We start from the raw sequence: 23,960 nt of genomic DNA, 5'->3' as shown, positions 1-23,960 counted from the left end.
CCTTGGGTTTCCCTTGATTGCCGCCATGTGTTCCTGAAACACAACAGGATTTGATTATATCAATTCTAAGCTGCAATACCTGCGTGTGCGCCTGTCGGATGGACCTTTCATTACGCAATCACAGATGGCTGACATCGAAACCGATTGCGCGCAATTCGTTCGGACGACGGTCCCGCAGCGGAAACAACGGCTTCACGGTGGCATCCCTGCGTCCGCGGCGGCGCTCCGCGCCCACTTGAGCACGGCAATCGCAACCGCTACCTCAGGGCGCGCGTGTGCGGTCGCCACCGTGTCGCCGGGGACCGCCCGGCCTTTCGCGGCCCAGGGAGCAACCGTGGTGTCGAGTCTCCCGCCGATCCCGCCCCTGGTCCCGGAGCCCGCGGCCGCCCCGAAGCGGCGCGTCAGCGCCCGTGGCCGCCTGCGCACCTACTTCCTCACGGGGATCATCGTTGCCGGGCCCCTGGCCATCACGGTCTACATCACGTGGTGGATCATCGCGTTGATCGATTCCTTCGTGAAGCCGCTGATACCGGCGAGCTACCTGCCGGATCATTATCTGCCCTTCTCGATTCCCGGCATCGGCCTCGTCATCGCCTTCGTCGCGGTGACGCTGCTCGGCTTCCTGACGGCCAACCTCGTCGGGCGTTCGATCATCGAGTTCGGGGAGGTGCTGCTCGCCCGCACGCCGGTCATCTCGGGGCTGTACCGGGGCCTGCGCCAGATCTTCGAGACGCTATTCTCCGCCAACGGCACGTCGTTCCGCACGGTGGGACTCGTGGAGTTTCCGGTGAAGGGCACGTGGTCCGTGGTCTTCCTGTCGGCCCCGGCCGCACCGGAGGTCGAGGGGGCGCTGCGGGCGCGGGAGGCCGGGACCAAGGATCTCGTCGGCGTCTTCCTTCCCTGCGCGCCGAACCCGACCACCGGGTTCTTCTTCTACCTGCCGCGCTCGGAGGTGGTGGAGGTTCCAATCAGCGTGGACGATGCGGCCAAGCTCGTCATGTCGGCGGGCGTGATCCAGCCGGAGGATCCGCAGACCCGTCTGCACTCGATGGCGGCAAGCCTGCGTGCGGCCCACGGCCCCGCCGCGGAGAAGCGCGAGACGGCACCTGAAGAGGCGTGAGCGACAGGAACTGCGCCAACGCCGTTCCGGTCGGATCAGGATCACGCCTCTCCATCGTTCTTGCGAGAGCAGCGAAGCCATCCAGGGCGGCGGGACGATGCCGAACGGTGCGCATCGCTGAATTGCTTCGCTGCGCTCGCGATGACGGGGAGCGGGGCGATCCGGGATACCTCGATGACGCGCAAGCATGGAGGGTGCGAGCGGGCGCAGCGGGGCACGCAGTCGCCATCACGGTGCAAGGCACCCCAAACCTTGAAGCCGCCTGTCGCGCGCGAAATCTTACCGGATCTCCGTGCGTGGAAAACGACTGCGGCTCCCGTGACTGCCTCGTGCCACCGTCACTGCGGACGGTGGGAAGCAATCCAGGGAGCCGCCACGTTTCGTGAGGGCCAGATGTCTCGGACCGTACCGATTTGCCCTTGGGACGGACAAGCGATTCAGGGTGGGTGGGGCTGCGCCTGGCGTCCCGGCTTAGCGGCTCAGGGAAGCCGTCTGCGGCGCCAGGGTCGGCGGGCTCGCCTGCGCGACGGAGACCGGCGCGGGGGCGTGGGGGGTCATCCAGCCGGTGCTCGCCTGGATGGTCAGCGCGAGACCCAGGGCCACCACCAGTCCGTTCGCGGCGATCCAAAACGGCCGCGCCGCCCGCTTCACCGCCGCCTGCAATTCGTCCGCAGTCCGGTTCGAGGCCGACTCCCGATCGGAGATGGGCATCAACCACGGCTCATTGGCGAGAGCGAAGTGACCGGCCATCTCGTTGGAGCCCGGCAGGTGCTGGAACAGTCCGTTCGACATGTCCGTCCTCCAGATTCGTCCGTGACGACCCGGGGTACCGGGCCATTCGTTCATCTGCAGTTAAGGGGCGATTGTGTCCGATGCAAGGTGCGAGGGCTGCGGTGTCTTGTGCGCCCGACATCTGCCCTCCGCTTATCTGCCCTTAAATCATTGTTCTCCTTGATGTTTCTCGCGGCTGCGGCGATCTGCGCAGACTCGCCGGAATTATTTTCTCCCGCAGACTCACCTGTCGCTTTCCTGAACGGACCCGTTCATCCGGCGCCGATCAGGCGGATCGCGGCTTCGCGTTCGAACAGGTAGAGCAGCACCCTGAGGGCCTGCCCGCGCGGCGTTTCGAGCCGGGGGTCGCGCTCGACGACGAGGCGGGCATCGTCGCGGGCCGTCTCCAGCAGGTCGCCGTCGCTCTCGATCCGCGCGAGGCGGAAGGCCGCCATGCCCGATTGGCGTGTGCCCAGCACCTCGCCCTCGCCGCGGAGCTTCAGGTCGGCCTCGGCGATCCGGAACCCGTCCTCGGTCTCCCGCATCATCTCCAGGCGCGCACGGGAAACCTGCCCGAGGGGGCCCCGGTAAAGCAGCAGGCAGGAGGACGCCTTCGAGCCCCGCCCGACGCGTCCGCGCAACTGATGCAGCTGTGCCAGACCGAAGCGCTCGGCATGTTCCACCACCATGATGGTCGCCTCGGGCACGTCGACGCCGACCTCGACCACCGTGGTGGACACGAGGAGCATCGTTTCACCCGCCGCGAAGCGGGCCATGGCCGCGTCTTTCTCGGGCCCCGGCATCTTGCCGTGGATCAGCCCAACGGCATCCCCGAAATGCTGGCGCAGGTCCTCGAAGCGCTCCGCCGCCGCCGCGAGGTCGACGAATTCCGACTCCTCCACGAGCGGACAAATCCAGTAGACCCGCTCGCCGCCCGCCATGGCCCGGCCGAGGCCGGCCACGACCTCGTCTAGGCGCTCCGTCGAAAGGGTCAGAGTGCGGATCGGCTGCCTCCCGGCCGGCTTCTCATCGAGGACCGAGACATCCATGTCGCCGAAGAAGGTGAGCGCCAGGGTGCGCGGGATCGGCGTCGCCGTCATCACCAGGAAGTCCACCGCCTCGCCCTTGGCACCGAGGGCGAGGCGCTGATGCACGCCGAAGCGGTGCTGCTCGTCCACCACGGCGAGGCCGAGATCGCGGAAGGCCACGGCTTCTTGGAACAGGGCATGGGTGCCGACGAGGATGTCGATCTCCCCCGACGCGAGGTCGGCGAGGGTCGCCCGCCGCTCCGCCGCCCGGTCGCGGCCGGTCATCAGGCGCAGGCGCAGGTGCCCGGCCAGCGGCGCGAGGCGCTCGAAGTGCTGGCGCGCCAGGATCTCGGTGGGCGCCATCAGGGCCGCCTGCCGCCCGGCTTCCACGGCCGAGGCCATGGCCAGCAGCGCCACCGCCGTCTTGCCCGAGCCCACGTCGCCCTGGAGCAGGCGGAGCATCCGGCGTGGGGCGGCGAGGTCGGCGCGGATGTCGGCCACCGCCCGGCGCTGCGCCCCCGTCAGGGCGAAGGGCAGCCCGGCCTCGATCCGGGCGGTGAGCGCGCCGTCGCCCGCATTCACCCGCCCCGCCTTGCGGCGCTGGCGGGCGCGCGTGAGGGCCAGGGCGAGCTGTGAGGCCAGGAGTTCGTCGTAGGCGAGGCGGCGCCGGGCGGGGCTGGCGGGCGGCGGTTGCAGCGGGTCGGCGGCGCGGGGAGGGGCATCCTCCGGGCGGTGTTCGGCGCGCAGGGCCTCCCCGAAGGCCGGGAAGCGGCTGCGCGCGATCCAGGCGGGGTCCTGCCACTCGGGAAGGGGAGCGAGGCGATCGAGGGCCGCCACGGCGAGCTTGTTGATCGCCCTCGAGGTCAGCCCCTCCGTGGCCCCGTAGATCGGCTCGACGGCGGGAAGGTCGGCGAGGCCTGCCTCGTCGAGGATGCGCGAGGGATGCACCATCTGGCGCAGACCCTCCCACAGGTCGATCTTGCCCGAGATATAGCGATGGGCGCCCAGGGGCAGCATCTTCTCGATCCGGGCGCGGGGCATTCCGAAGAAGACGAGGGTGATGTCGCCCGTCGTGTCCTCGACCACGACCCGGTGCGGCCGCTTGCCCGCGCCGACCGTGGCGGGGCGGTGGGCCACCACGGTGACGCCGAGGGTCACGGGCTCGCCCGCCGGGGCCTCCGCCACCGAACCCACGAGCTTGCGCGCCACGCCGCCCTGCGGAAGGTGGAAGAGCACATCGACGATGCGGGCCTCCCGCTCGGGCGTGCCGAGGAGCTTCTCGATCAACGGCGCGATCTTCGGGCCGACGCCCGGCAGCGTCCGGGCCGGGGCGAAGAGCGGATCGAGGAGGCTCGGGCGCAGGCTGGTCTCGGTCATCGCTGTCCCGCGGCGCCACCGGCACCCGCGCCGGCCCGCCCTCGCTCATGCCTTTTCCATGACCCGGGCGCCGGGCGCAAACCCGGCCCGCCGCCGCATCGTCGCGGCCTCAGGCCGAGGCGGCACGCAGGGACAGGGGTGCCCACCCGGCCTCCTTCGCGTGGTTGGCCGCCGCGAGACAGATCCGGTCCCGGCCCTGCCGCTTTGCGGCATACAGCGCCTCGTCGGCCGCGTTGAACCACGCGCGGGAGGGGACATTCGGCATGTGGCTGCCATGGGCGAGGCCGCCGCTCACCGTGAGGATCCCCTTGGGGTGCTGGGCGTGGGGCATCGCCAGGTCCGCGACGGCCGCGCGCAGGTTCTCGGCGAAGACGAGCGCCTCGGCATCCGTGCAGGGGACCAGCACCGCGAATTCCTCGCCCCCGATGCGGTAGGCGCTGCCGCCGTGGCTCGCGGCCCGGTCCATGAGGACGCCGGCGATCCTCTGCAGGACGATGTCGCCGGCGGAATGGCCGTACACGTCATTGTACCCTTTGAAGCAGTCGGCATCGAGGAGGAGCAGCGCCCAGCCCTGCCGCTCCCCGGGCTTCACCCACAGTTCCAGGGCCGATTCGAAGCGGCGCCTGTTCCACAGGCCCGTCAGCGCGTCGGTGGCGGCCAAGCGCTCGGACTCGGCCTGTGCCGCCACCGCCCGCTCCTCGGCCATGACCCGGCGGGTCAGTTCCTCCTTCAGGACGAACAGGACGGCCAGGATCGCCAGGGTCAGGCCGAAGGCGATCGACAGGCTCGGCAGGATGCGTGGCAGCCAGGCGGCGCGGATCGTCTCGGCGGGCACGGAGACGACGATGCGCAGGGGCAGGTCGCCGACCTGCGTCGAGGCGCGGAAACCCGACACCTCCGGCTCCAGGGACATCATCAGGTCTGGCGCGAGGTCGGCATTGCTGACGATGACGTTCCCGTCGATGAATTCGAGGCCGATCGTCAGCCGCGTGTTGCCCCGCAGGCGGTCGAACATCCGGCGGAAGTAGTCGAGCTCGATCGCCCCGACGATGACGCCGGCGAAGGCCCCGTCCGCATAGGCGAGGCGGCGGCTGAGGGGGATCATCGTGAGACCGCTGATCCGCGTCGTCCACGGCCGTCCGACGAACAGGCCCGCATGCGGATCGTCCCGGTGGGTCGTGAAGTACAGGCGATCCGAGCCGTCGAGACGGCGGGGCACGATGAAGCGGGAATCGAGATAGGCCTGCCCACGGTCGTTCAGCACGAAGATCGAGCCGTAGCCCTTGGCCTGGGAAATCCGATCGAACAGGGCGAGATGCCGCAACTCGGGGTCGGTCTCCTCCAGCACCGGCTTGTTCAGGCGGTCCGCGACGGTGCGCAGGGAGGAATCGTAGATCTCGAAATCGCGGGCGAGGGCCTGCCCGCTGATCTCCAACAGATTCGCGGCATCGTGGCGAACGGCCTCCTTGGCCCGCTCCCGCGCCTCGAAGATCGACCACCCCGTGTAGGCCCAGAGGGCGCCGAGCAGGACCGCTCCGACCACGAGGAGGAGGCACCGGGACAGCGCGAGATCTGAAGATGAACTGTCTCGCATGAGTCTCTCGCGGGGATATCTCCGGATTTCACCCCTCTCCATGATCGGTGAAAACCGGTTTAGGAAGCCTTTCAGCGGGCGATACGATTGATCAGTCCGTCGTGCCCGGCGGCTCGACGGACGGCGACCTCCAGCAACTGCCGTCGCGATGAGGCGGAAGCGGGCGGGCGCGGGATCGAATCCCACGCTCCACTCCCGCGCGGCAAGGTTCCCCATGGGCCGGCCGAGTCCCCCTCGGAAGGCCGAGCCCCTGTGACAGGCCGAGCCCCCTTGGCAGGCCGAGCCCCCTTGGCAGGCCGAGAGCTCGGGAACAGATAGGTGGCACTGGCCCACACGATGGCGGGGAACGACGGACCGTGACGGATTCCACATCGCAGACGACGACGCCGCGCTTCGAGGTGGCGGTGGTGGGCGCCGGAGCCGTGGGCCTCGCGGCGGCGCTGGCGAGTGCGCGGGCGGGGATACCGACGGCGCTGATCGGTCGCCATGCCCCGCTCGCGGACGGGCGCACCGTGGCCCTTCTGGACGGCTCGGTCCGCTTCCTCGGGGCCCTCGACGCCTGGGACGAGATCGCCCCGAAGGCGAGCCCCCTGTGCCAGTTGCAGATCATCGACGATACCGGCAGCCTGTTTCGTCCCCCACCGGCCCGGTTCCGCTGCGGCGAGATCGGTCTCGAGGCCTTCGGCTGGAATGTCGAGAGCGCGCATCTCGTCGCGGCCCTTCGGCAGCGGGCCCGCGCGGAACCCGGGCTGACCCTGTTCGAATCGGATTCCGCCGGTGCCGAGGCCGGCGCGGACGCCTCCCGCGTGTCCCTCGCGGATGGCCGGACCGTCGAGGCGCGGCTCGTGGTCGCGGCCGACGGCGGACGCTCGCCGCTGCGTGCGGCGAGCGGCATCCCGGTGCGCGAATGGGACTATCCCCAGGCGGCGGTGACGACGATCCTCGCCCACACCCGCCCTCACGACGACATCTCGACGGAGTTCCACACCCGCTCCGGCCCCTTCACCCTCGTGCCCATGACGGGGGGGTTCCGGTCGAGCCTCGTCTGGGTCGCCTCGCGGGAGGAGGCCGAGCGGCTCTCCGGCCTCGACGACGGGGCGCTGGCCGCCGCCGTGGAGCGGCAGGCCCGCGGAATGCTCGGAGCCATGCGGATCGACGGCCCGCGCGGTCTCGTCCCGATGCGGGGGCTGCTCGCCTCCCGGCCGGCCGCGAACAGGCTGGTCCTCGTGGGCGAGGCCGGGCACGTCTTCCCGCCCATCGGCGCCCAGGGGCTGAACCTCGGCCTCCGCGACGCCGCCGCCCTGCGGGACCTGCTGGTCCGCGCCCGCCGGGACGGGCGCGATCCGGGCGGTCGCGGCCTGCTCGACGCCTTCGCCCGCGGGCGCCGCCTCGACGCGGCCGCCCGGACGGCGGCGGTGGACGCCCTCAATCGTTCCCTGCTGACGGCCCTGCTGCCCCTCGATCTCGCCCGGGGGATCGGCTTGCTGGCGATGACCCATCTCGGCCCCCTCCGCCGCATCGTGATGCGCGAGGGCGTCCTTCCGCGCTTCGGCGCGCCGGAACTGATGCGGGCGCAGGCATCACGGCCCGCCGCTTGATTCTTGGAGGGGGAAGGGGCAGTTCGCCCTCGGAAAGAGGGATGAGCGCCCTCGCTGTCGTGGCGAGCGAGGGGCGGTGATTCAGGACAGTACCGCTCCCCGCGGGGAGACGCCGAGCGCCTGAACCGCCCTGGTCGACCCACGCATCCACATCATTGCGTCGCTGCGCTCGCAATGACGACGAGAAATTGATCGACGGGTGTGGCTCAACCCGATCCGCCACGGCTACAGACGCGCGGCTCTATACTCCGCTCGCAATCGGAAAGCATTGACGGTGATGCTTCAGTAATCCGGCTTGGCGGCAACGCAGGCGCCGAGGCGCATGGCGAGATCGACGGGGGCTCCGCCCCTGCCGTCGCCGTTTTCGCCGATCAGGATCACGGGGATGCCCTTCTCGCGCATCCGGGCGCGGAGGCGGGCGGCGCGTCGGGCATAGGCCGGGTCCCGACGGGCAGGAGCCTGGACGAGGACGGCGGCGGGCGGCGCGATCACGGCGAGGACGTCGTCGGCCGCTTCGAGCGACGCGGTGACACTCGCGTAACCGAGGCCGGCGAGTTCGCCGGAGAGCGAATGGTCGACAGCTCGTACGCCATCGTCCACCACCAGGACTTGCTGCAGCGCAACCATTAGCTTGAGCGATACCCCATCGGTTGCGGCATGGAAAGATAGCCGCGCCCAGAAACCTCTCTGAAACCCGCGACAAGCCGGTTTGGATCCCGGTCCATCGAAGGAAGAAGGGGTGTCTGAGATCGCCTGAGCGGTCGCTGAATGGGGTCGGTGCGTCAGCTAGCCGATGGGCACCACCGCGAGTTTATCCCCCGCGTAGACCGAACGGTAGGTAGTTTTCTTACGGGAAAGCCCATCCGTGAGGTTGTGTTCGCCGCAGTGCAAGGGTGCGGCGCGGGAGGCGACTCCGTCGCAGAGGAGGCGACCGTCCGGCAGGCGGGTCAGGATCGGCCCGCGCTCGTCCGACAGCGACTCGCCCTCGCCCCCGGCATCCACAGGAATGTCCCACCGCCCCCTCGGCCGCGTGACGACCGCGTCCTCGTCGAGGACCAGGACATCGAGGCGCGGCGGGCCGGTGAAGTCCTTCACCTTGGGCTCGGGCAGGTTGGCGGGGGCACGGTGCACCACGTCGATCGCGCGCACCGTCCAGGGGAGCGACATGGCGGCCACCGCCTCCTCGAAGGGGGCGGGCACCACGAGGCGGGTGGGAACCGGCCGGGCCAGCGCGATCCCGAAGGCTCCCGAATCGAAGGGGATCAGCGTCTCCAGAAGGCTTCCCGTCGCGAGGGCCGCGCCGAGCCCGGTGACGAGGCCGCGCAGGTCGTGGGGCGGCAGGAGGGTGAGGATCCGATCGGTGGCGGGCAACCGCTCGACATGGGCGGCGATCGCCGCGTCGAGGGCGGCGGCCGCGCGGTAGACCGGCCTCCTCGGATCGCCGCCGACGAAGGTCACGACGCCCCGGCTCGGCTCGGGCTCGGCGATCCCGCGTTCCAGGGCGAGGGCATCGAGGCTGATCACCCCGTCGGGTAGGCTGGGGCCGAAGGCGGCGATGAATCGCAGGCCGAAATGGCGGATCGCGGCCTGGGCCAGTTCGTCGGCCGGGCGGCGCGGTCCCCTGCGTCCCTCCGACAGGACGGCCGAAAGCTTGGCGGTCTCGATGGCCGCCGACAGGGCCTCGACGTCCCAGACCGGCGAGAGCAGGCAGGGGATGTGGCCCGCGGCCTCCACGGCGAGATGGGCCAGGGTGGCTTCCGCCCCCCCGGCGTAGCAGAGTCCGATCCGGCTTCCCGCCGGCAGACGCCATGCGGCGATCCCACGCGCGAGCCGTCCGACGATCTCCGCCGTGGCGTCGTAGGTCCAGGTGATGGCGGGTCGGCCGTTCCAGGCCCGGCGGTCGCCGGCGTCGCGCAGGGCCGAGCGGCGGGGATGGCGACCGGCGCCCGCGAAGAGGGCAGCCGCGAGCCCCCCCGCACGGGCAGACGGCGCGTCCGCTTCCCGATCCTGCGCCGCGTGCGCGTTCACTCGATCCCCCGCAAGGCTCGCTTCAGCTCCGCACACTCGTCGGCCATGGTTAATCCGAGGTTGACGATGGCGGGGAGCCCCCCCTTGCGGCCCGGCCCGGGGGGGCCTAGGGAGGCGCCGGCCGGTGTGGCTTCTCGGCATCGGCGTCATTCCTTCGCCTCAATCGGAGGGAAAGCAGCCGCCCGACTGTCCGGGTGGATCCTTCCCCTCCGCTGCGGTCGGTGGCCTGAGAGAATCGAACCGGTTTCGTACGGCGAGCCCGCTCGCGGCGCGCCTCAGGATCGATCGACGGTTGGCCGCGCAGGTTCCACGTCAGAAGTCTCGAACGTCTAGGGATTCAGAGCCGATGTCCTTCACCCGCTCCTCGCCGTTTGCGCGCGCCGCACTCCTCGGCCTTGCGGGCCTCGCGCTGGCGGCCGCCCCGGCCGTGGCTCAGCCCAAGAAGCCCGCCGCCGCGCCCGCCCCCGCCGCGCCTGCGCCTGCGCCCGCGCAGACCCCGGCTGCCCAGACCCCTGCCGCCCAGACCGGTCCGCAGATCGTCGCCCTCAAGTCGGAGCCGAGCCAAGCCGACTGGACCAAGGTGTGCGGCAAGGATCAGAACTCGGGCACCGACATCTGCTACACGACTCGCGATTTCGTGTCCGACCAGGGCCAGCCGGTCCTCGCCGCCGCGATCTACGACATGAAGAACACCGCGCAGAAGCAGGAAGTGCGGGTGGTGCGCTTCCTCCTGCCGCTGGGCCTGCTGCTGCAGCCGGGCATCCGCTTCAGCATCGACGGGCAGGCCGCGACCGCCGGCCGTTTCGCGGTGTGCTTCCCGAACGGCTGCTTCGCCGAGGCCCCCGGCATCGATGCCGGCGTGCTGGCCGCGATGAAGAAGGGCACGACCCTCAACGTCTCCGTGCAGAATCAGACCCAGCGCGAAGTGACCTTCGCCGTGCCGCTCGCCGGCTTCGGCAAGGCCTTCGACGGCCCGGCCATGGACCCGAAGGTCCTTGAGGAGCAGCAGAAGAAGCTCCAGGCCGAGTTGGAGAAGCGCAGCGAAGAGATGCGCAAGAAGCTCGAGACCCAGCAGGGCCAGGCCCCCGGCGCTCCGGCCGCCACCCCGGCCCCGGCCGCGAAGTAAGCATCACGGAACGAGAAGGCTTCGTGCGGGAGCGCCTCCGGGCGCTCTCCGGTACGCAAAAGGCCGGGCAGCGATGCCCGGCCTTTTGCGTATCAGACCCCGCGAAGGGATTTTCGCAACGTCACGCCGGGCGGCGGCCCTCAGTTCGTCGCGCGGTCACGCATCCGGTAGGTGCCGCTCGCGTCGCGCTCGAAGATTTCCTGAATGCCCGTGTGCCGCAGGGCCTCGCCGGAATGATCGGGCAGGAGGTTCTGCTCCGAGACGTAAGCGACGTATTCCGTCTCGGCGTTCTCGGCGAGGAGATGGTAGAACGGCTGGTCCTTGCGCGGGCGCACCTCCTCGGGGATCGCCAGCCACCACTCCTCGGTGTTGTCGAAGACCGGGTCGACATCGAAGACGATACCGCGAAACGGGTATAGCCTGTGGCGCACGATGGCGCCGATGCCGAACTTCGCGGTCTTGAGTGTGGTATCCGTCATATCACGTTCCGTCCTGCCGGACAGATAAGCGCGTCTGCGGACGATGTCACCGTGGCGCTCCGCGGGGGCCGGCTCATTGGCGGCCATCGGCGTCCTGGCCGAATCGTTGGGCGAAGGCCCGCGCCGTCTCCGTCCGGCGGGCGATGAGCGCGGCGTTCTTTTCGCGGACGGAGGCCACGGTCTCCGCCGAGGCGGTGTGCGGGCTCCCGCTGTCGAAGGGCGGCTCCGGGGCGTACTGGATCATCAGTTGGATCGCCCGTGCCGTCTCCTCGCCCCGGAGGTCGGCGGCGAGGCGCAGGGCCCCGTCGATCCCGGCCGTGACGCCGGCCGCGAAGATCCAGTCGCCGTCCCGGACAACCCGCTCGTCCACCGGAATGGCGCCGAAGGACGAGAGCAGGGGGAAAGCGCTCCAGTAGGTCGTCGCCCGCCTGCCCCGGAGCAGTCCGGCCGCACCGAGGATGAGCGCGCCGGTGCACACGGAGAAGACGGCCTTCGCCCCGCCCGCCTGCCGGCGCAGCCAGGACAGCACGGCCTCGTCGTGCATCACGTCCTCCTGTCCGGCACCGCCGGGAACGTGCAGCACGTCGAGTTGCGGGGCCTCCGCGAGGGTGGCGTCCGGCGTGAGGCGCAGGCCCCGGACATCCCTGACCGGCGCCATGGTCTTCCCGTAGATCCGCACCGAGGCGTTCGGCAGCCGGGCGAAGACCTCGTAGGGCCCGGTGAGGTCGATCTGGTCGATCCCCTCGAACAGCAGCGAGCCGATGGTGAGCGGCGTGTCGTGGTCGATCATAGCGGACCCCCGGTCTGAGCGCGGGAGGTCCGTAACACGGTCTAAGCGGGCAGCGTGAGGACGCCCGCCTGCCCGTCGGCGCAGCCAAACAGCAGGCGGCCGCCGCGTCCGTCCCAGGCGAGGGCGGTGATGCCGCTGCCCGCCACCGCCGGGCGCACCAGCAGCTCCGCCGCATCGGTGAAGCGGACGAGGAGGATGCATCCGTCCTCGTAGCCGATGGCGAGGACGGGGGCCTTCGGGTGGAAACTCACGCGGGAGACGCGGGCGGGCCGGACGCCGCACTCGCGCGGCGGCTTGCCGGTCGGGCCCTCCTTGGAATCGAAGGGCCAGACGATGGCCGCCTCGGCGCCGCCGGTGGCGAGCCAGTTCCCGTCCCCCGACCACGCCAGGGAGCGGACCTTGCCGGGGTAGCCCGACATCCGCATGTGGCCCCGGTCGGGCTGGAGGCGCCAGCCGTGCAGGGCATTCTCCTGCATCGTCGTGACGACGAAGCGCCCGTCGAGCGACCACGTCACGTCGATGTGGGAGCCCTTCCAGGCGAGGGGGTCGGCCTCCTTGTCGAGGTTCGGGTACCAGAGGCTGACGCCGTTGTAGTGCGCCACGGCGAGGCGGTAGCCCTTCGGCGCGAAGGCGAGCCCCCGGGCGGTAGTGGGGGCCTGGAAGGTCCGCTCCCGGCCCTTCGCATCCCGGGCCACGACGTTGCGCCCCGACGAGTAGGCCACCGATCCATCGCTGTGCAGGGCCAGGGCGTCGAGCCAGCCGCCGCCGGGGGCCTTAGCGATCTCGGCGCTCGTGCCGTCCGAGCGGGTCTCGACGACGCGGCCGTCGTCCCCGCCGGTGACGATCCGGGAGGAATCCGCCGCCGCGGCGAGGATCGCGCTGTCGGGATGGGCGGGAACGTGGGTCGCCGCGCCCTCCCGGATGAAGGCGACCTGCCCGTCGGCCAGGGTCAGGCAGGCCACGTCCCCGAGCCAGTGGGCCGACACCGCGTGCGCCCCGGCCTCGACCGGGACGACATGGCTGGTGAGCGAGGCGGTGGAGAGGGGCGAACTCATGGAAGGGCCTTTGCGGGCGGGCCGGGCGACACGTGGGGACCGACCTATCCGGGGAGTGCGGCGAGTACCAGCCCCGGACCGGTCCGGGGCCCCGAGTCCCCGCCGGTCCCGCGTCCGGTGGCACCGGATTACCGCGGAGCGAACTCGTCCGGTAGTTGTATCAACCGTTCATTAACCATTTCGACGCCTCCGTTCACCGGGACAGCGACGGGGTTAACACCCTGCTCACCTAATCTCGGCAATTCGATGCAAGTCCGGCGAACGTTGCGGAGCGGAGGCCTGTTTCTCCTGCGATCCGTCAGCGGGGCGGTTGCCCCCGTCGGATGAGTTGGAGTTGCGTCATGATTCCCTACGCCTACGCTGTTCCGGCCGTCCCGCATTTCGCCGCCGCCCCCACCACCGTGCTGGTGGTGGAGGACGAGCCCTTCGTCTGCGAGCTCGCCACCGAGGCGCTGCTCGATGAGGGCTACCGGGTGCTCACCGCCGCCGACGCCTGGGAGGCCGAGGCGATCCTCTCGCGGGAGAGCGTCGACCTGCTGTTCACGGATATCGACCTCGCCCGCAACACGAACGGGCTCGTCCTCGCGCGCCATGCCCGCGAGACGTGCCCCCACCTCGCCGTGGTCTACACCTCCGGCGGCCGGACCTGCCTCGCGGGCGGCGAGGCGGTGCCGGATTCGCTCTTCGTTCCCAAGCCCTATCGGCCGAGCCAGCTCGTGGCCCTGACCAACGATCTCCTCCGCCGAACCTCCCTCCACCCCGTCTGACTGGAACCAAGACCCATGCGGCCCTGCCTGCTCGCCCTGTTCGGCCTGACGTTGGGCGCCCTGATGCCCTGGGCGGATGCGCAGGCCGCCTGCGACGTTAAAGGCGCGCGGATCGAAGAACAGATCGCCGCCAAGCCGGAACTGCAGCAGGACGCGAACGCCCAGACCGTGCGGGATCTGCGCACCCTGCGTGACGCCGCCATCGTCCTCGAAACCTACAAGTATCCGGGCGAGTGTGAGGTGCTGCTCGGCATCGCCCGCTCCCTCCTCTCCGACCCGGCCAAGACCATCGAGCAGGGTGGCGACACCGACGAGGACAAGGCGGAGTCCATCGTGGAGGCGCGCAAGCCGAAGGGTCAGTCGGAGAAGCCGCCGGCCGAGAAGGCGCCTGCCGAGAAGCCGAAGGCGCAGTAACCGGCGCCGCCATTCGCCAAAGCTGTCATTCCGAGCGGAAGCGAAGCCTCGGTTTGACGTGGATCGCAACGTTTCAACGGTGAACGCGGGCTCCTTCCCCCTTGTGGGGAGGGGGAGGAGAGCCCGTCGCGGTCTGCAATTCAGGTTCGACCAAAGCACCCTAATGAAAGTCCCGGCTCCGGTACGGCGCCCGGTGGCTCGGCGCCGAGAAGTCGTTGGTGTCCGGCGGAAGGGGCAGGCCGCCCTCGCGCAGGTCGCGAAGCGAGGCGGTGAGATCGCGAAATCCCTCCGCGACGAGGTGGACCACTTCGCCCGCCCGCTGCACCCGGCCCCGCACGGCCAGGAAGCGGGCCTGCATGGCGATGCGCCGGTTCGCCTCGAAGACCGTCTTCCAGACGATGATGTTGGCGATGCCGGTCTCGTCCTCCAGGGTCAGGAACACGACGCCCTTGGCCGTCCCCGGCCGCTGGCGCACCAGCACGATCCCCGCCACCGTCACCCGCGCTCCCTGGGGCAGGGCGGGATCGAGGTGGGCACGGGTGGTGATGGCGCCGATCCTGGCGAGGCGCTCGCGGAAGAACGCCACCGGGTGCCCCCGAAGCGACAGGCTGGTCGCGGCGTAGTCGTCGGCCACCGTCTCCGAGGCCGCCATGGCGGGAAGCGATGCCTCGGGCTCGTGGCGGAACAGGCCGTCGTCGGCGTGCCATGCAAAGAGGGGCAGGGGGGCGGCGAGCAGATCGGCCCTCCTGTCGTCATTGCGAGCGTCGGCGAAGCACTCCAGGGATGCGCCATCTTCTGGAGTGTCCCGTTGCCCTGGATTGCTTCGCTCCGCTCCCGATGACGAAGTGCGCCGTGACAACCCCTCCAGCGCCCGCACCGCCCAGAGGGCGGCCCGGCGGTCGAGGCCGAGGCTGCGAAAGGCATCCGCCTCGGCGAGGCGTTCGAGCACGTTGCGGGGCAGGGCCAGGGCCGCCTGTAAGCCCTCGATGCTGGCGTAACCGTTGGCCCGCAGGCGCACGAGGCGGCGCATGGCGGCCTCCGGCAGGCCGCTCACCTGCCGCAGGCCGAGGCGGACGGCGTGCAGGCGGGGGTTCCCAGCGGGCTCCAGGGTGCAGTCCCACTCGCTGGCGTTGACGCAGACGGCGCGGACCTCGACCCCGTGGGCGCGGGCGTCGCGGACGAGTTGAGCCGGCTGGTAGAAGCCCATGGGCTGCGCGTTGAGGATCGCGGCGAGGAAGACGTCCGGGTGGGCGCACTTCATCCAGGCCGAGGCGTAGACGAGGAGCGCGAAGCTCGCCGCGTGGCTCTCTGGGAAGCCGTAGGTGGAAAACCCCTTGATTTGCGCGAAACACCGCTCGGCGAAGTCCTGCGGGTAGCCGCGCCGGGTCATCCCGCCAACGAACTTCTCCGCGAACCCGCCGATCGACCCCACATGCCGGAAGGTCGCCATGGCCCGGCGCAGTCCGTCCGCCTCGGCCGGCGAGAAGCCCGCCGCCGTGATGGCGATCTGCATGGCGTGCTCTTGGAAGAGCGGCACGCCGTAGGTCTTCTTCAGCACCTCCTCCAGCTCGTTGGCTGGCCCGTGGTCGGGATGCGGCGCCGGATACTCCACCGGATCCACCCCAGAGCGGCGGCGGAGATAGGGGTGGACCATGTCGCCCTGGATCGGGCCGGGGCGCACGATGGCGACCTGAACCACGAGGTCGTAGAACTCCTGCGGCTTCAGCCGGGGCAACATCGACATCTGCGCCCGGCTTTCGACCTGGAACACGCCGACGGAATCGGCCTTCGACAGCATGGCGTAGGTGGCCGGATCCTCCGGGGGCAGGTCGGCGAGGGTCTCGTACTCGATCCCGTGGTCGCGCTTCAGGAAGTCGAGGCCGCGCTTGAGGCAAGTGAGCATCCCGAGCGCCAGCACATCGACCTTCATCAGGCCCAGCGCATCGATGTCGTCCTTGTCCCATTCGATGAAGGTGCGGTCGGGCATGGCCCCGTTGCCCACGGGCACGGTCTCGTCGAGGCGCCCGCGCGTCAGCACGAAGCCGCCCACATGCTGCGACAGGTGGCGGGGGAAGCCGATCAAATCGTGGGCTAGAGTCAGCGCCCGGCGCAAGGATGGGTTGGCGGGGTCAAGCCCGGCTTGCCTCACGTGCTCGTCGGGCAGGTCCTTGCCCCAGGACCCCCAGACGCCGTCGGCGATGGAGGCCGCCACGTCCTCCGACAGGCCGAGCGCCTTGGCGACCTCGCGGATCGCCATGCGCGGCCGGTAATGGATCACCGTTCCGCACAGCGCCGCCCGCTCGCGGCCGTAGCGGGCGTAGAGGTGCTGGATCACCTCCTCCCGCCGCTCGTGCTCGAAATCGACGTCGATGTCGGGGGGCTCGCCCCGGTTCTCGGAGATGAAGCGGGCGAAGAGCAGCCGGTGCTTGGACGGATCCACGGCGGTGATGCCGAGGCAGAAGCACACGGCGGAGTTGGCCGCCGAACCCCGGCCCTGGCAGAGGATGCCCCTGTCCCGGGCGAAATCCACGATCTGGCTGATGGTCAGGAAGTAGTGGGCGAATTTCATCTTCGCGATGAAGCCGAGTTCGGTGTGCAGCGTCTCCTCGACGGCTTTCGGGATGCCGTCCGGGTAGCGCCAGTAGCGGGCCCGGTGCCACGTCTTCTCCTCCAGATACTCCTGCGCCACGCGGCCGGGGGGCACCGGCTCGTCGGGATACTCGTAATGGAGCTGGGCGAGGTCGAAGGTGCAGTGCTCCGCGATCTCGACGGTGCGGGTGAGGGCCTCCGGGTACTCGTGGAACAGCCGCGCCAACTCGGCGGCGGGCTTTAGGTGGCGCTCGGCGCTGGCCTCCAGGCGGTAGCCCGCCGTCTCGACGGTGCAGCCCTCGCGGATGCAGGTCAGCACGTCCTGCAACGGGCGCCGGTCGGGGTGGTGATAGAGGGCGTCGGCGACCGCCACCATCGGCGTGCCGAGGCGGCGGCCGGTCTCGTCGAGGAGGCGCAAGCGCAGACGCTCGTCCCCCCGGCGGCGGTGGCTCGCCCCGAGCCAGACCCGGCCGGGGGCCGCCGCCGCCAGCGCCTCGCAGCGGGCGAGGAAGGCGGCGGAGGGCTCCGGCCGCCGCCCGGTGGGCATCGCGACGAAGACCTGCCCCTGCGCGGCCTCCAGCATCTCGGTGAAGCTGAAGCGGCACTCGCCCTTGCGGCTGCGCCGGTTGCCGGCGGTGAGCAGACGGCAGAGGCGGCCCCACGCCTCCCGGTCCATCGGATAGGCGAGGGTCTCGAATCCGTCCTCGGTGACGAGGCGCACGCCGGGCAGGAAGCGGATTGGAGTGCCCTCGGCCTCGCTCTGCCGGGCAGCGGCATGGGCGCGGACCAGCCCCGCGACGGTGTTGCGGTCGGCAACGCCGATCCCCACGAGGCCGTAGGCCGCCGCCTGCATGACGTATTCCTGCGGATGCGAGGCGCCGCGCAGGAAGGAGAAGTTCGTGGTGACGCCAAGCTCGACGTAAGCGGGCTCGGTCACGGCGAGATCTCCTCTCACGGGAAGATCCCGTGGACGAACCACGCCGCCGGCCTGTCGGCCCGGTACGGCCCGTCGCGGTAGAGCCACAGCCGCCGCCCGGCCTCGCACTCGATGCGGTAGTAGTCGCGCGGCTCCCCCTGCCGGTGCCACCATTCGGAGGCGATCCGTTCCGGTCCCTCCGCGCGGGCGACCCGGTGCTCCTGCCGCCGCCAGCGGAAGCGATGGGGCGGGCCATCGGGGGCGAGGGCGAAGACGTCCGCAGCCGGCTCGGCGCGGGCGAACAGGACCAGGGGGCGGACCGGGAGATGGTCCGGGTAGGGCAGGGCGGGGACCGTCCAGGGCACGGCTCCCTCGGCCCGCTCGGGCTGGTGGCTCTCCTGCGGCGCGAGGCGCACCAGCTTCCGGCCGATCCGCTGGGCGAGGATGTCGGCCAGCGTCGCGATCCGCTCGCCCTGCCCGGATCCGGCGAGTTCCGTCTGGGTCGCGGGCATGATTTCGGCTCCGGTGACGGCGAGGGCCACCGTCTCGAAGCCGAATCCGGCTTCCAGGGCGGCCCCGAGGCGTTCGAGCCGCAGGGCGACCAGGGAAGCGATCCGCGTGGGGCAGCGGTCGGGCCGGGACAGGCCGATCTCCAGGCTGCGCACGGCGCCATCGACCCGGTGGAGGGTGAGGCGCAGGGCGGTGGCGCCGAACCCGGCCCGCTCCAGCCGCGGGGCGATCTCGCCCATCAGCTCGCGGGCGGCGGCGACCACGTCGGATTGCCGCCCGATCGGATCGAGGAAGCCCCTCGCCGCCGAGAAGCTGTCGGCCTCCGCGAGCGGCGCCAGGGGCTCGGGCCGACGCCCATGGGCCTGGTCGAGGCGGAGCAGCAGCGGGAGGCCGAACCGGCGGGCGAGACCCGACCGGGGCAGGGCCTCGACATCACCGATCCGCTTCAGGCCGAGCCGCCGCAGTCCGGCGGCGATGCCGGGATCGAGCCGCAGGGCCTCCACCGGCAAGGGGGCGAGGCGGGCGGCGGCCTCGCCGGGGAGGATGAGGAGGGGTGGAATAGGCTCTCGACCCGTCATCCCGGGGTCGTGTGGCGGAGCCGGGGATCCAGACACCCCGACTGTGCCGAGCGGGACTCCGCTGGCGGTTCTGGATTCCGGCTTCGCCTGCGGCGCCCCGGAAAAAGGGCGTCCGTGCTTCGTGAGCATCTGAGGCGAAACCGTGTTTCCGAACCCGGCCACGGCGAAGGCCGCCCCCGGCGTGTCGGCGAGCGCGATCCGCGCAGGGATGTCGGCCCGGTCGAGGCGCTCGGCGAGGTCGGCGATGAGGGCCGCCTCGCCCCCGAGGAGATGGGCGGCGCCCTGGATGTCGAGGTAGAGGCCGTGACGCCCCTCGGCCGGGCCGAAGGGCGCGACGGCGGGAGTGTAGCGTGAGGCCCAGCGGCACAGGCGCAGGAGCGCAGCGCCGTCCGCCTCGGGATCGTTGGGGTGGATCCGCAACGGCACGCCGACCCGCGCCCGGACGCGGCCGAGGAGTTCCCCCGGCCGCAGGCCGAGGGCCCGCGCCTCCCCGTTCAGGGCGACGAGGCGCAGGCCGCCGGAACCGGCGGCGGCCACGGCGTGCGGTCCCGGCTCAGGGGCGAGCCCCGCCCGCCGCAGCCGCGTCACGGGCCAGTCGCTCAGGCAGACGCAGACGATGCGCGGCACTGTCCCACTCCAGAAGCCATGCCCCGCCGCGTCCGTTGCGGCACCGGTCGAGCCGCGCCCCCCACCGGGGCGTGGCGAGGAGTCCGAAGCGGTCCAGCCCCCCCGGCGCGGAGGCGATCGACCAGCGTGTCGCGGCGCCGTTGGGCGTTCCCGGTCCCGGCGGCCGCAGGATGAGGACGAGGGGCGGTTCCCCTCCCTCGGCGGCGAGCTGGAGCCGCCGCCCCGCCTTCAGGGGAAGCCCCCCGCCCACGAGCCCGACGAGGACCGCGAGGCAGCGGGCGTGGAGCGCCGCCTCCAGGGCGCGATAGACCTCCCCGTCGCCCCCCGCCTCCATCAGGAGCACCCGTCCGGGATCGAGCCCGAGGGAGGCGAGGCCGTGGCCGTAGGGCAGGGGCTGATCCGGCCCGGCGGCGATCAGCGCCTCGCCCTTCACCCCGGCGAGCCGGATGGCGGACAGGGCGAGGGCGAAGGCCAGGGCCGCGGCCGCGTCGCCCGGCTCGGCGGGCGCGATCTCGTGGGGCGGCCCGAGGGCGAGTCCGCCGCCGGGCAGATGCGCCTCCAGGGCGGGCAGCCCCAGGGGCATCCCTGCCCGGTGCTGCGCCTCCCCGGGTGCGAGCAGGATCCGCAGCTGCGCGAGGGCGGTCCTCTCCGGCCCCGGGGGCGGCCCGGCGCGTGAAAGCGTGCCGGGACCGGGGCCCGGGACCGATTCCGACACTGGAACACCGGGGACCCGCCCCCTGCGTTCCTGCACCGTCCCCTCCGGTGGCTCCTGCATCGGTTTCCACGACATCCCCGCTTGCCCCGTCTCGCCCCGAGATAGGAACATAACAGGAACAAACTCAACAGGATCCGAAAGCGATCTGGATTAGACCGCAGCCGCAACGGCTTGGCCTGTGGACTGGTGTGGATGAGTGGGGAGATGGGGTCGAGACTCAATTGAAACCAGAAATCACAACGAGATTACAACCTTCATGCCGTTCTCTGCAGCGCATCGGCACAAGGGTCGCAAACCGGAGATCATCGCGGGAATCCGGGGCTCTGACGAAGATCGACGACTGAAAGCGCAGTCCCTTATAGATTTCATTAGCCTCAGGGTAATGCGATCGGCCTGATAAGATCGCGAAAATTGATGCTAGCGCGCCAAATGCAACAAAATTTACGATGAACCTCGGCTAAAATTGACAAGTTTCCTGCCGAGCGCGAGAATGCAAATATTAGCAGAGGACAATGCAATGGTCTCCGACGAAGTCGTACGGGACATCCTTCGGCAAAACGAGGCGATGTCGAATCTGGTCGATACTCTCGGCGAGGACGATGATCTGTTCGAGAAGGGGCTGGACTCCTTCGGGTCGGTGCAGCTGATGCTGGCCCTGGAGGAGCGCTTCAATGTCGAATTCCCCGATTCGCTCCTGAACCGCCGGTCCTTCTCCACCATCCGCATCATCCGCGAGACGGTCACGAGCCTGACCCTCGGAGAAGCCGCGTGACCCAGGACCTCGTCCGCCGGGCCAAGCGCGTCGCGGCCGTCGCCGCCCAGCACGCCGATACGGTCGATCGCGAGGGGCGCTTCCCGGCCGAGGCCGTGGCGGCGCTCAAGGCCGAGCGCCTGCTCGGCCTGCAGGTTCCGACCCAGTACGGCGGCGAGGGCGCGGGCCTCGCTCTGATCGCCGAGGTGTGCTGCACCCTCGGCCAAGCGTGCAGCGCCTCGGCGATGGTCTTCGCCATGCACCACATCAAGCTTGCGAGCCTCGTCACCCATGGGCTCACCAGCGATTGGCACTGCGGCCTGATGGCCAAGGTCGCCAACGAGCAGTTGCTCATCGCCTCCTCGACCACCGAAGCGGGCATCGGCGGCGACCTGCGCAACAGCCTCTGCGCCGTCGAGGCCGATGGGGACCTGTTCAACCTCGGTAAGGACGCCAGCGTCATCTCTTACGGGGCCGAGGCGGACGTGATCCTCGTCACCGCCCGCCGCAACCCGGAGGCGCCGACCTCCGATCAGGTCCTCGTCGCCCTCATGCGCGACCAGATGAGCCTGAACCGGACCTCCACCTGGGACACGCTCGGGATGCGCGGCACCTGCAGCGAAGGCTTCCGGCTGGAAGCCCGGGGCGTGCCCACCGTCCAGATCCTGCCGAAACCCTTCGCGGAGATCGCGGCGCAGTCGATGCTCGCCTCCTCGCACCTCCTTTGGTCGAGCGTGTGGTTCGGGATCGCGACCTATGCCGTCGATCGCGCCCGCAGCTACGTGCAGGGCGAGGCCCGCCGCCGCCCCGGCACCGTGCCGCCGAGCGCGCTCCGCCTCGCGGAGGCCGCCAACGCCCTCCAGGCGATGAAGGCCACCGTCCTCTCCGGCCTGCGCAAGTTCGAGGGCGCCCAGCACGAGCCAGACGAACTCTCCTCGATCGGGTTCGCGGTGAGCCTCAACAACGTCAAGACGACCTCCTCCACCATGGCCGTCGATATCGTCCAGCGGGCGCTCGGGATCGTCGGCATCTCCGGCTACCGCAACGACACCCCGTTCAGCCTCGGACGGCCGCTGCGCGACGTGATGTCGGCGCCGCTGATGATCGCCAACGACCGCATCCTCTCCAACACCGCCAACCTTCTGCTGGTGCAGAAGGGCGGCGGCCAGCTCCTGAGCGCCTGATGGACAGCCTGCCCGCCCTCGACCGCGACGCCTCTCCCGAGGCGCTGCCGGACTCCCCCGCCGCGGAGGCCCCCACCTTCCTCGATCGGCTGTTCGACGCCGGTCTCCTCGTGCGCACCGGCGTGGACGGCCTCTACGGCCGGAGCGGCGCGTTCGAATCCGTCGTCGAGGCCCTGGATCGCCTCGTCTCCCGCCTCGGCGCCGACGACAAGGCCGAGGTGATGCGCTTCCCGCCGGGCATGAGCCGCTCGACCTTCGAGCGCAGTGGCTACCTCAAGGGCTTCCCGCACCTCGCCGGCACCGTGCACAGTTTCTGCGGCAACGAGGCGGACCACGCCCGCCTCCTCGCCTGCGTCGAGGCCGGCAAGGACTGGACGGAGAAACAGGCCGCCACCGACATCGTGCTGACGCCCGCCGCCTGCTACCCGCTCTATCCCACGGCCGCCGCGCGCGGTCCGCTCCCGCAGGGCGGTCTGCTGTTCGACCTGCAATCCTACTGCTTCCGGCACGAGCCCTCCCTCGAGCCGACCCGGATGCAGCTGTTCCGGATGCGCGAATACGTCCGCATGGGCAGCCCCGACGAGGTCCTGGCCTTCCGCGAGGTCTGGCTCGACCGGGGCACCAAGATGATGGCCGGGCTCGGCTTGCCGCTGGCGGTGGACCTCGCCAACGATCCGTTCTTCGGCCGCGCCGGCAAGATGCTCGCCAACAACCAGCGCAACCAGAACCTGAAGTTCGAACTGAACGTGCCGGTCAACAGCGTCGAGAAGCCGACCGCCTGCCTCAGCTTCAACTACCATCAGGACCATTTCGGCACGACCTGGGGTCTCACCCAGGCCGACGGCAGCGTCGCCCATACGGCCTGCGTCGGCTTCGGGCTGGAGCGCATCACCCTGGCGCTGCTGCGCCACCACGGCCTCGACCTCGACGCCTGGCCGGCGGACGTCCGCGCGACCCTGTGGGGCTGAGAACCGTGAGCGCCGCCCTCGCCCTGACGGACACGTCCAGCACCGCTCCCGCCTACGCCGCCCATCGGCTGCACGGGCAGGACAGGTCCTGGCCGGAGACCAATTGCTACGTCGATCTCTGGATCGAGCTCCTGCACGTCAGGGGGCTCGCGCCGGAGGCGATGCTGGGCTTCACCGTCCGCCAGGATTTCGAGGGCGACCAGTTCACCTTCTTCAAGCCGTCCATGGCCGAGATCGAGGATCTGTACGGCCTCCGGCTCGACGAACTCGCGATCTACGACGGCCTGGAAACCCACGCGGTGATCCAAGCCGCGCGCGGCAACGTGGTTCTCGTGGAGGTGGACGCGCTCCACCTCCCCGACACCGCCGGCACGACCTATGGCCGCGAGCACTCCAAGACCACCATCGGCATCCTCTCCCTCGATCCGGCCGCCAAACACCTCGACTACCTGCACAATGCCGGGCGTTTCACCCTCTCGGGAGCCGATTACGACGGCATCTTCGCGCAGACGGACCTCCCGCCTTACGCGGAGTTCGTGCGCGCGGTCGCGGAGCCGCTGCCCGGCGACCGCCTCTCGCAGGCCGCCCTCGGCCTGCTCCGGGCGAACCTCGCGCGGGCACCCCGGCGCAACCCGGTGAGGGCCTTCGCCGTCGCGCTGACGGAGACCGGCGACGCCCTGGTGCAGCGCCCGCTCTCGGTGTTCCACAAATACGCGTTCAACACGACGCGCCAGCTCGGCGCGAACTTCGAGATGCTGGGGAGCCACCTCGCGTGGCTCACCGCCTCCGGCGCCGGGGATTTCACCGCCGCGGTGCAAGCCGCGACCCGTCTCGGGGCCGAGGCCAAGGCGTTCCAGTTCCAGCTCGCCCGCGCGTTCGCCAAGCGCAGCGCCGCCGGCCTGCCGGAGAAGCTGGAGCGCCCCGCCGCCACCTATGAGGACGTCCTCGGCGCCCTCCGCGACGCGCTGGCCTGAG

20 protein-coding genes are annotated in these 23,960 nt (G+C 70.6%); 9 read left to right on the top strand and 11 right to left on the bottom strand.

What is annotated here, in order from left to right:
* The first annotated feature begins 334 nt into the window (after nucleotides 1-334).
* Nucleotides 335-1,120, top strand: coding sequence for a DUF502 domain-containing protein (locus MFF06_RS20905; protein ID WP_238207748.1), 786 nt, complete (start codon nucleotides 335-337; stop codon nucleotides 1,118-1,120).
* A gap of 471 nt (nucleotides 1,121-1,591) precedes the next feature.
* Here MFF06_RS20905 and MFF06_RS20900 read toward each other — a convergent pair whose 3' ends face one another.
* The 3 genes from MFF06_RS20900 to MFF06_RS22730 all read right to left on the bottom strand — a co-directional run bounded on the left by MFF06_RS20900 (nucleotide 1,592) and on the right by MFF06_RS22730 (nucleotide 5,890).
* The gene (locus tag MFF06_RS20900; RefSeq protein ID WP_238207746.1) at nucleotides 1,592-1,912 is read right to left on the bottom strand and encodes a hypothetical protein; all 321 of its coding nucleotides are present in this window, start codon (nucleotides 1,910-1,912) and stop codon (nucleotides 1,592-1,594) included.
* A gap of 251 nt (nucleotides 1,913-2,163) precedes the next feature.
* The gene (gene recG, locus MFF06_RS20895) at nucleotides 2,164-4,296 is read right to left on the bottom strand and encodes an ATP-dependent DNA helicase RecG (RefSeq protein WP_238207744.1); all 2,133 of its coding nucleotides are present in this window, start codon (nucleotides 4,294-4,296) and stop codon (nucleotides 2,164-2,166) included.
* A gap of 109 nt (nucleotides 4,297-4,405) precedes the next feature.
* Nucleotides 4,406-5,890, bottom strand: coding sequence for a GGDEF domain-containing protein (locus tag MFF06_RS22730; protein WP_283207301.1), 1,485 nt, complete (start codon nucleotides 5,888-5,890; stop codon nucleotides 4,406-4,408).
* Between the two features lie 356 nt (nucleotides 5,891-6,246).
* Between MFF06_RS22730 and MFF06_RS20885 the strand changes: the two genes are divergently transcribed.
* Nucleotides 6,247-7,488, top strand: a complete 1,242-nt coding sequence (locus MFF06_RS20885) for an FAD-dependent monooxygenase (protein ID WP_238207735.1) — start codon at nucleotides 6,247-6,249, stop codon at nucleotides 7,486-7,488.
* Nucleotides 7,489-7,770: 282 nt separating this feature from the next.
* Here the strand turns inward: MFF06_RS20885 and MFF06_RS20880 are convergent, their stop codons facing one another.
* A complete protein-coding gene (locus MFF06_RS20880) occupies nucleotides 7,771-8,115 on the bottom strand; it encodes a hypothetical protein (protein ID WP_238207733.1) in 345 nt (114 codons plus the stop codon).
* Between the two features lie 159 nt (nucleotides 8,116-8,274).
* On the bottom strand, nucleotides 8,275-9,516 hold the full coding sequence (locus MFF06_RS20875; protein ID WP_238207731.1) for an AMP-binding protein: 1,242 nt from the start codon (nucleotides 9,514-9,516) through the stop codon (nucleotides 8,275-8,277).
* Between the two features lie 346 nt (nucleotides 9,517-9,862).
* Between MFF06_RS20875 and MFF06_RS20870 the strand changes: the two genes are divergently transcribed.
* Complete coding sequence (locus MFF06_RS20870; protein WP_238207721.1) at nucleotides 9,863-10,642, top strand: invasion associated locus B family protein; 780 nt, start codon at nucleotides 9,863-9,865, stop codon at nucleotides 10,640-10,642.
* Nucleotides 10,643-10,782: 140 nt separating this feature from the next.
* Here the strand turns inward: MFF06_RS20870 and hspQ are convergent, their stop codons facing one another.
* The 3 genes from hspQ to MFF06_RS20855 form a co-directional block, all read right to left on the bottom strand.
* On the bottom strand, nucleotides 10,783-11,121 hold the full coding sequence (hspQ, locus tag MFF06_RS20865; protein WP_238207720.1) for a heat shock protein HspQ: 339 nt from the start codon (nucleotides 11,119-11,121) through the stop codon (nucleotides 10,783-10,785).
* 73 nt (nucleotides 11,122-11,194) lie between these two features.
* Nucleotides 11,195-11,911 carry a DJ-1/PfpI family protein gene (locus tag MFF06_RS20860; RefSeq protein WP_238207718.1) on the bottom strand — a complete coding sequence of 239 codons (717 nt, stop codon included), beginning with the start codon at nucleotides 11,909-11,911 and terminating at the stop codon, nucleotides 11,195-11,197.
* Nucleotides 11,912-11,952: 41 nt separating this feature from the next.
* Nucleotides 11,953-12,966, bottom strand: a complete 1,014-nt coding sequence (locus tag MFF06_RS20855; RefSeq protein ID WP_238207716.1) for a WD40 repeat domain-containing protein — start codon at nucleotides 12,964-12,966, stop codon at nucleotides 11,953-11,955.
* Between the two features lie 341 nt (nucleotides 12,967-13,307).
* Here MFF06_RS20855 and MFF06_RS20850 point away from each other — a divergent pair, with 341 nt between their 5' ends.
* Nucleotides 13,308-13,733: a response regulator gene (locus MFF06_RS20850; protein ID WP_238207714.1), complete on the top strand. Its 426-nt coding sequence runs from the start codon at nucleotides 13,308-13,310 to the stop codon at nucleotides 13,731-13,733.
* A 15-nt stretch (nucleotides 13,734-13,748) separates the two neighbouring features.
* Nucleotides 13,749-14,147, top strand: coding sequence for a photosystem reaction center subunit H (locus MFF06_RS20845; protein WP_238207712.1), 399 nt, complete (start codon nucleotides 13,749-13,751; stop codon nucleotides 14,145-14,147).
* Between the two features lie 160 nt (nucleotides 14,148-14,307).
* Here MFF06_RS20845 and MFF06_RS20840 read toward each other — a convergent pair whose 3' ends face one another.
* The 3 genes from MFF06_RS20840 to MFF06_RS20830 are packed head-to-tail and all read right to left on the bottom strand — an operon-like array spanning nucleotide 14,308 to nucleotide 19,950.
* The gene (locus MFF06_RS20840) at nucleotides 14,308-17,673 is read right to left on the bottom strand and encodes an error-prone DNA polymerase (RefSeq protein ID WP_238207710.1); all 3,366 of its coding nucleotides are present in this window, start codon (nucleotides 17,671-17,673) and stop codon (nucleotides 14,308-14,310) included.
* Between the two features lie 14 nt (nucleotides 17,674-17,687).
* Nucleotides 17,688-19,367 carry a DNA polymerase Y family protein gene (locus tag MFF06_RS20835; RefSeq protein WP_238207708.1) on the bottom strand — a complete coding sequence of 560 codons (1,680 nt, stop codon included), beginning with the start codon at nucleotides 19,365-19,367 and terminating at the stop codon, nucleotides 17,688-17,690.
* Nucleotides 19,294-19,950, bottom strand: a complete 657-nt coding sequence (locus tag MFF06_RS20830) for an ImuA family protein (RefSeq protein WP_238207706.1) — start codon at nucleotides 19,948-19,950, stop codon at nucleotides 19,294-19,296. Before MFF06_RS20830 ends, MFF06_RS20835 begins: the two co-directional genes overlap by 74 nt.
* 622 nt (nucleotides 19,951-20,572) lie before the next feature.
* Here MFF06_RS20830 and MFF06_RS20825 point away from each other — a divergent pair.
* From MFF06_RS20825 to MFF06_RS20810, 4 genes are read left to right on the top strand one after another with little or no spacing between them, the layout of a single operon-like run.
* On the top strand, nucleotides 20,573-20,854 hold the full coding sequence (locus MFF06_RS20825; protein WP_370876580.1) for an acyl carrier protein: 282 nt from the start codon (nucleotides 20,573-20,575) through the stop codon (nucleotides 20,852-20,854).
* Complete coding sequence (locus tag MFF06_RS20820; protein WP_238207696.1) at nucleotides 20,851-22,017, top strand: acyl-CoA dehydrogenase family protein; 1,167 nt, start codon at nucleotides 20,851-20,853, stop codon at nucleotides 22,015-22,017. The genes MFF06_RS20825 and MFF06_RS20820 overlap by 4 nt, the downstream gene beginning before the upstream one ends.
* On the top strand, nucleotides 22,017-22,985 hold the full coding sequence (locus MFF06_RS20815) for an amino acid--[acyl-carrier-protein] ligase (RefSeq protein WP_238207694.1): 969 nt from the start codon (nucleotides 22,017-22,019) through the stop codon (nucleotides 22,983-22,985). Before MFF06_RS20820 ends, MFF06_RS20815 begins: the two co-directional genes overlap by 1 nt.
* Before the next feature lie 5 nt (nucleotides 22,986-22,990).
* Nucleotides 22,991-23,959: a DUF1839 family protein gene (locus MFF06_RS20810; protein WP_238207692.1), complete on the top strand. Its 969-nt coding sequence runs from the start codon at nucleotides 22,991-22,993 to the stop codon at nucleotides 23,957-23,959.
* Nucleotide 23,960 lies beyond the last annotated feature (1 nt).

The sequence above is a fragment of the Methylobacterium aerolatum genome (assembly GCF_022179085.1).
In the GTDB taxonomy this organism is placed as follows: domain Bacteria; phylum Pseudomonadota; class Alphaproteobacteria; order Rhizobiales; family Beijerinckiaceae; genus Methylobacterium; species Methylobacterium aerolatum.
Note: the sequence above shows the minus strand (reverse complement) of the source record. Positions and strands in the feature narration are given on the sequence as shown.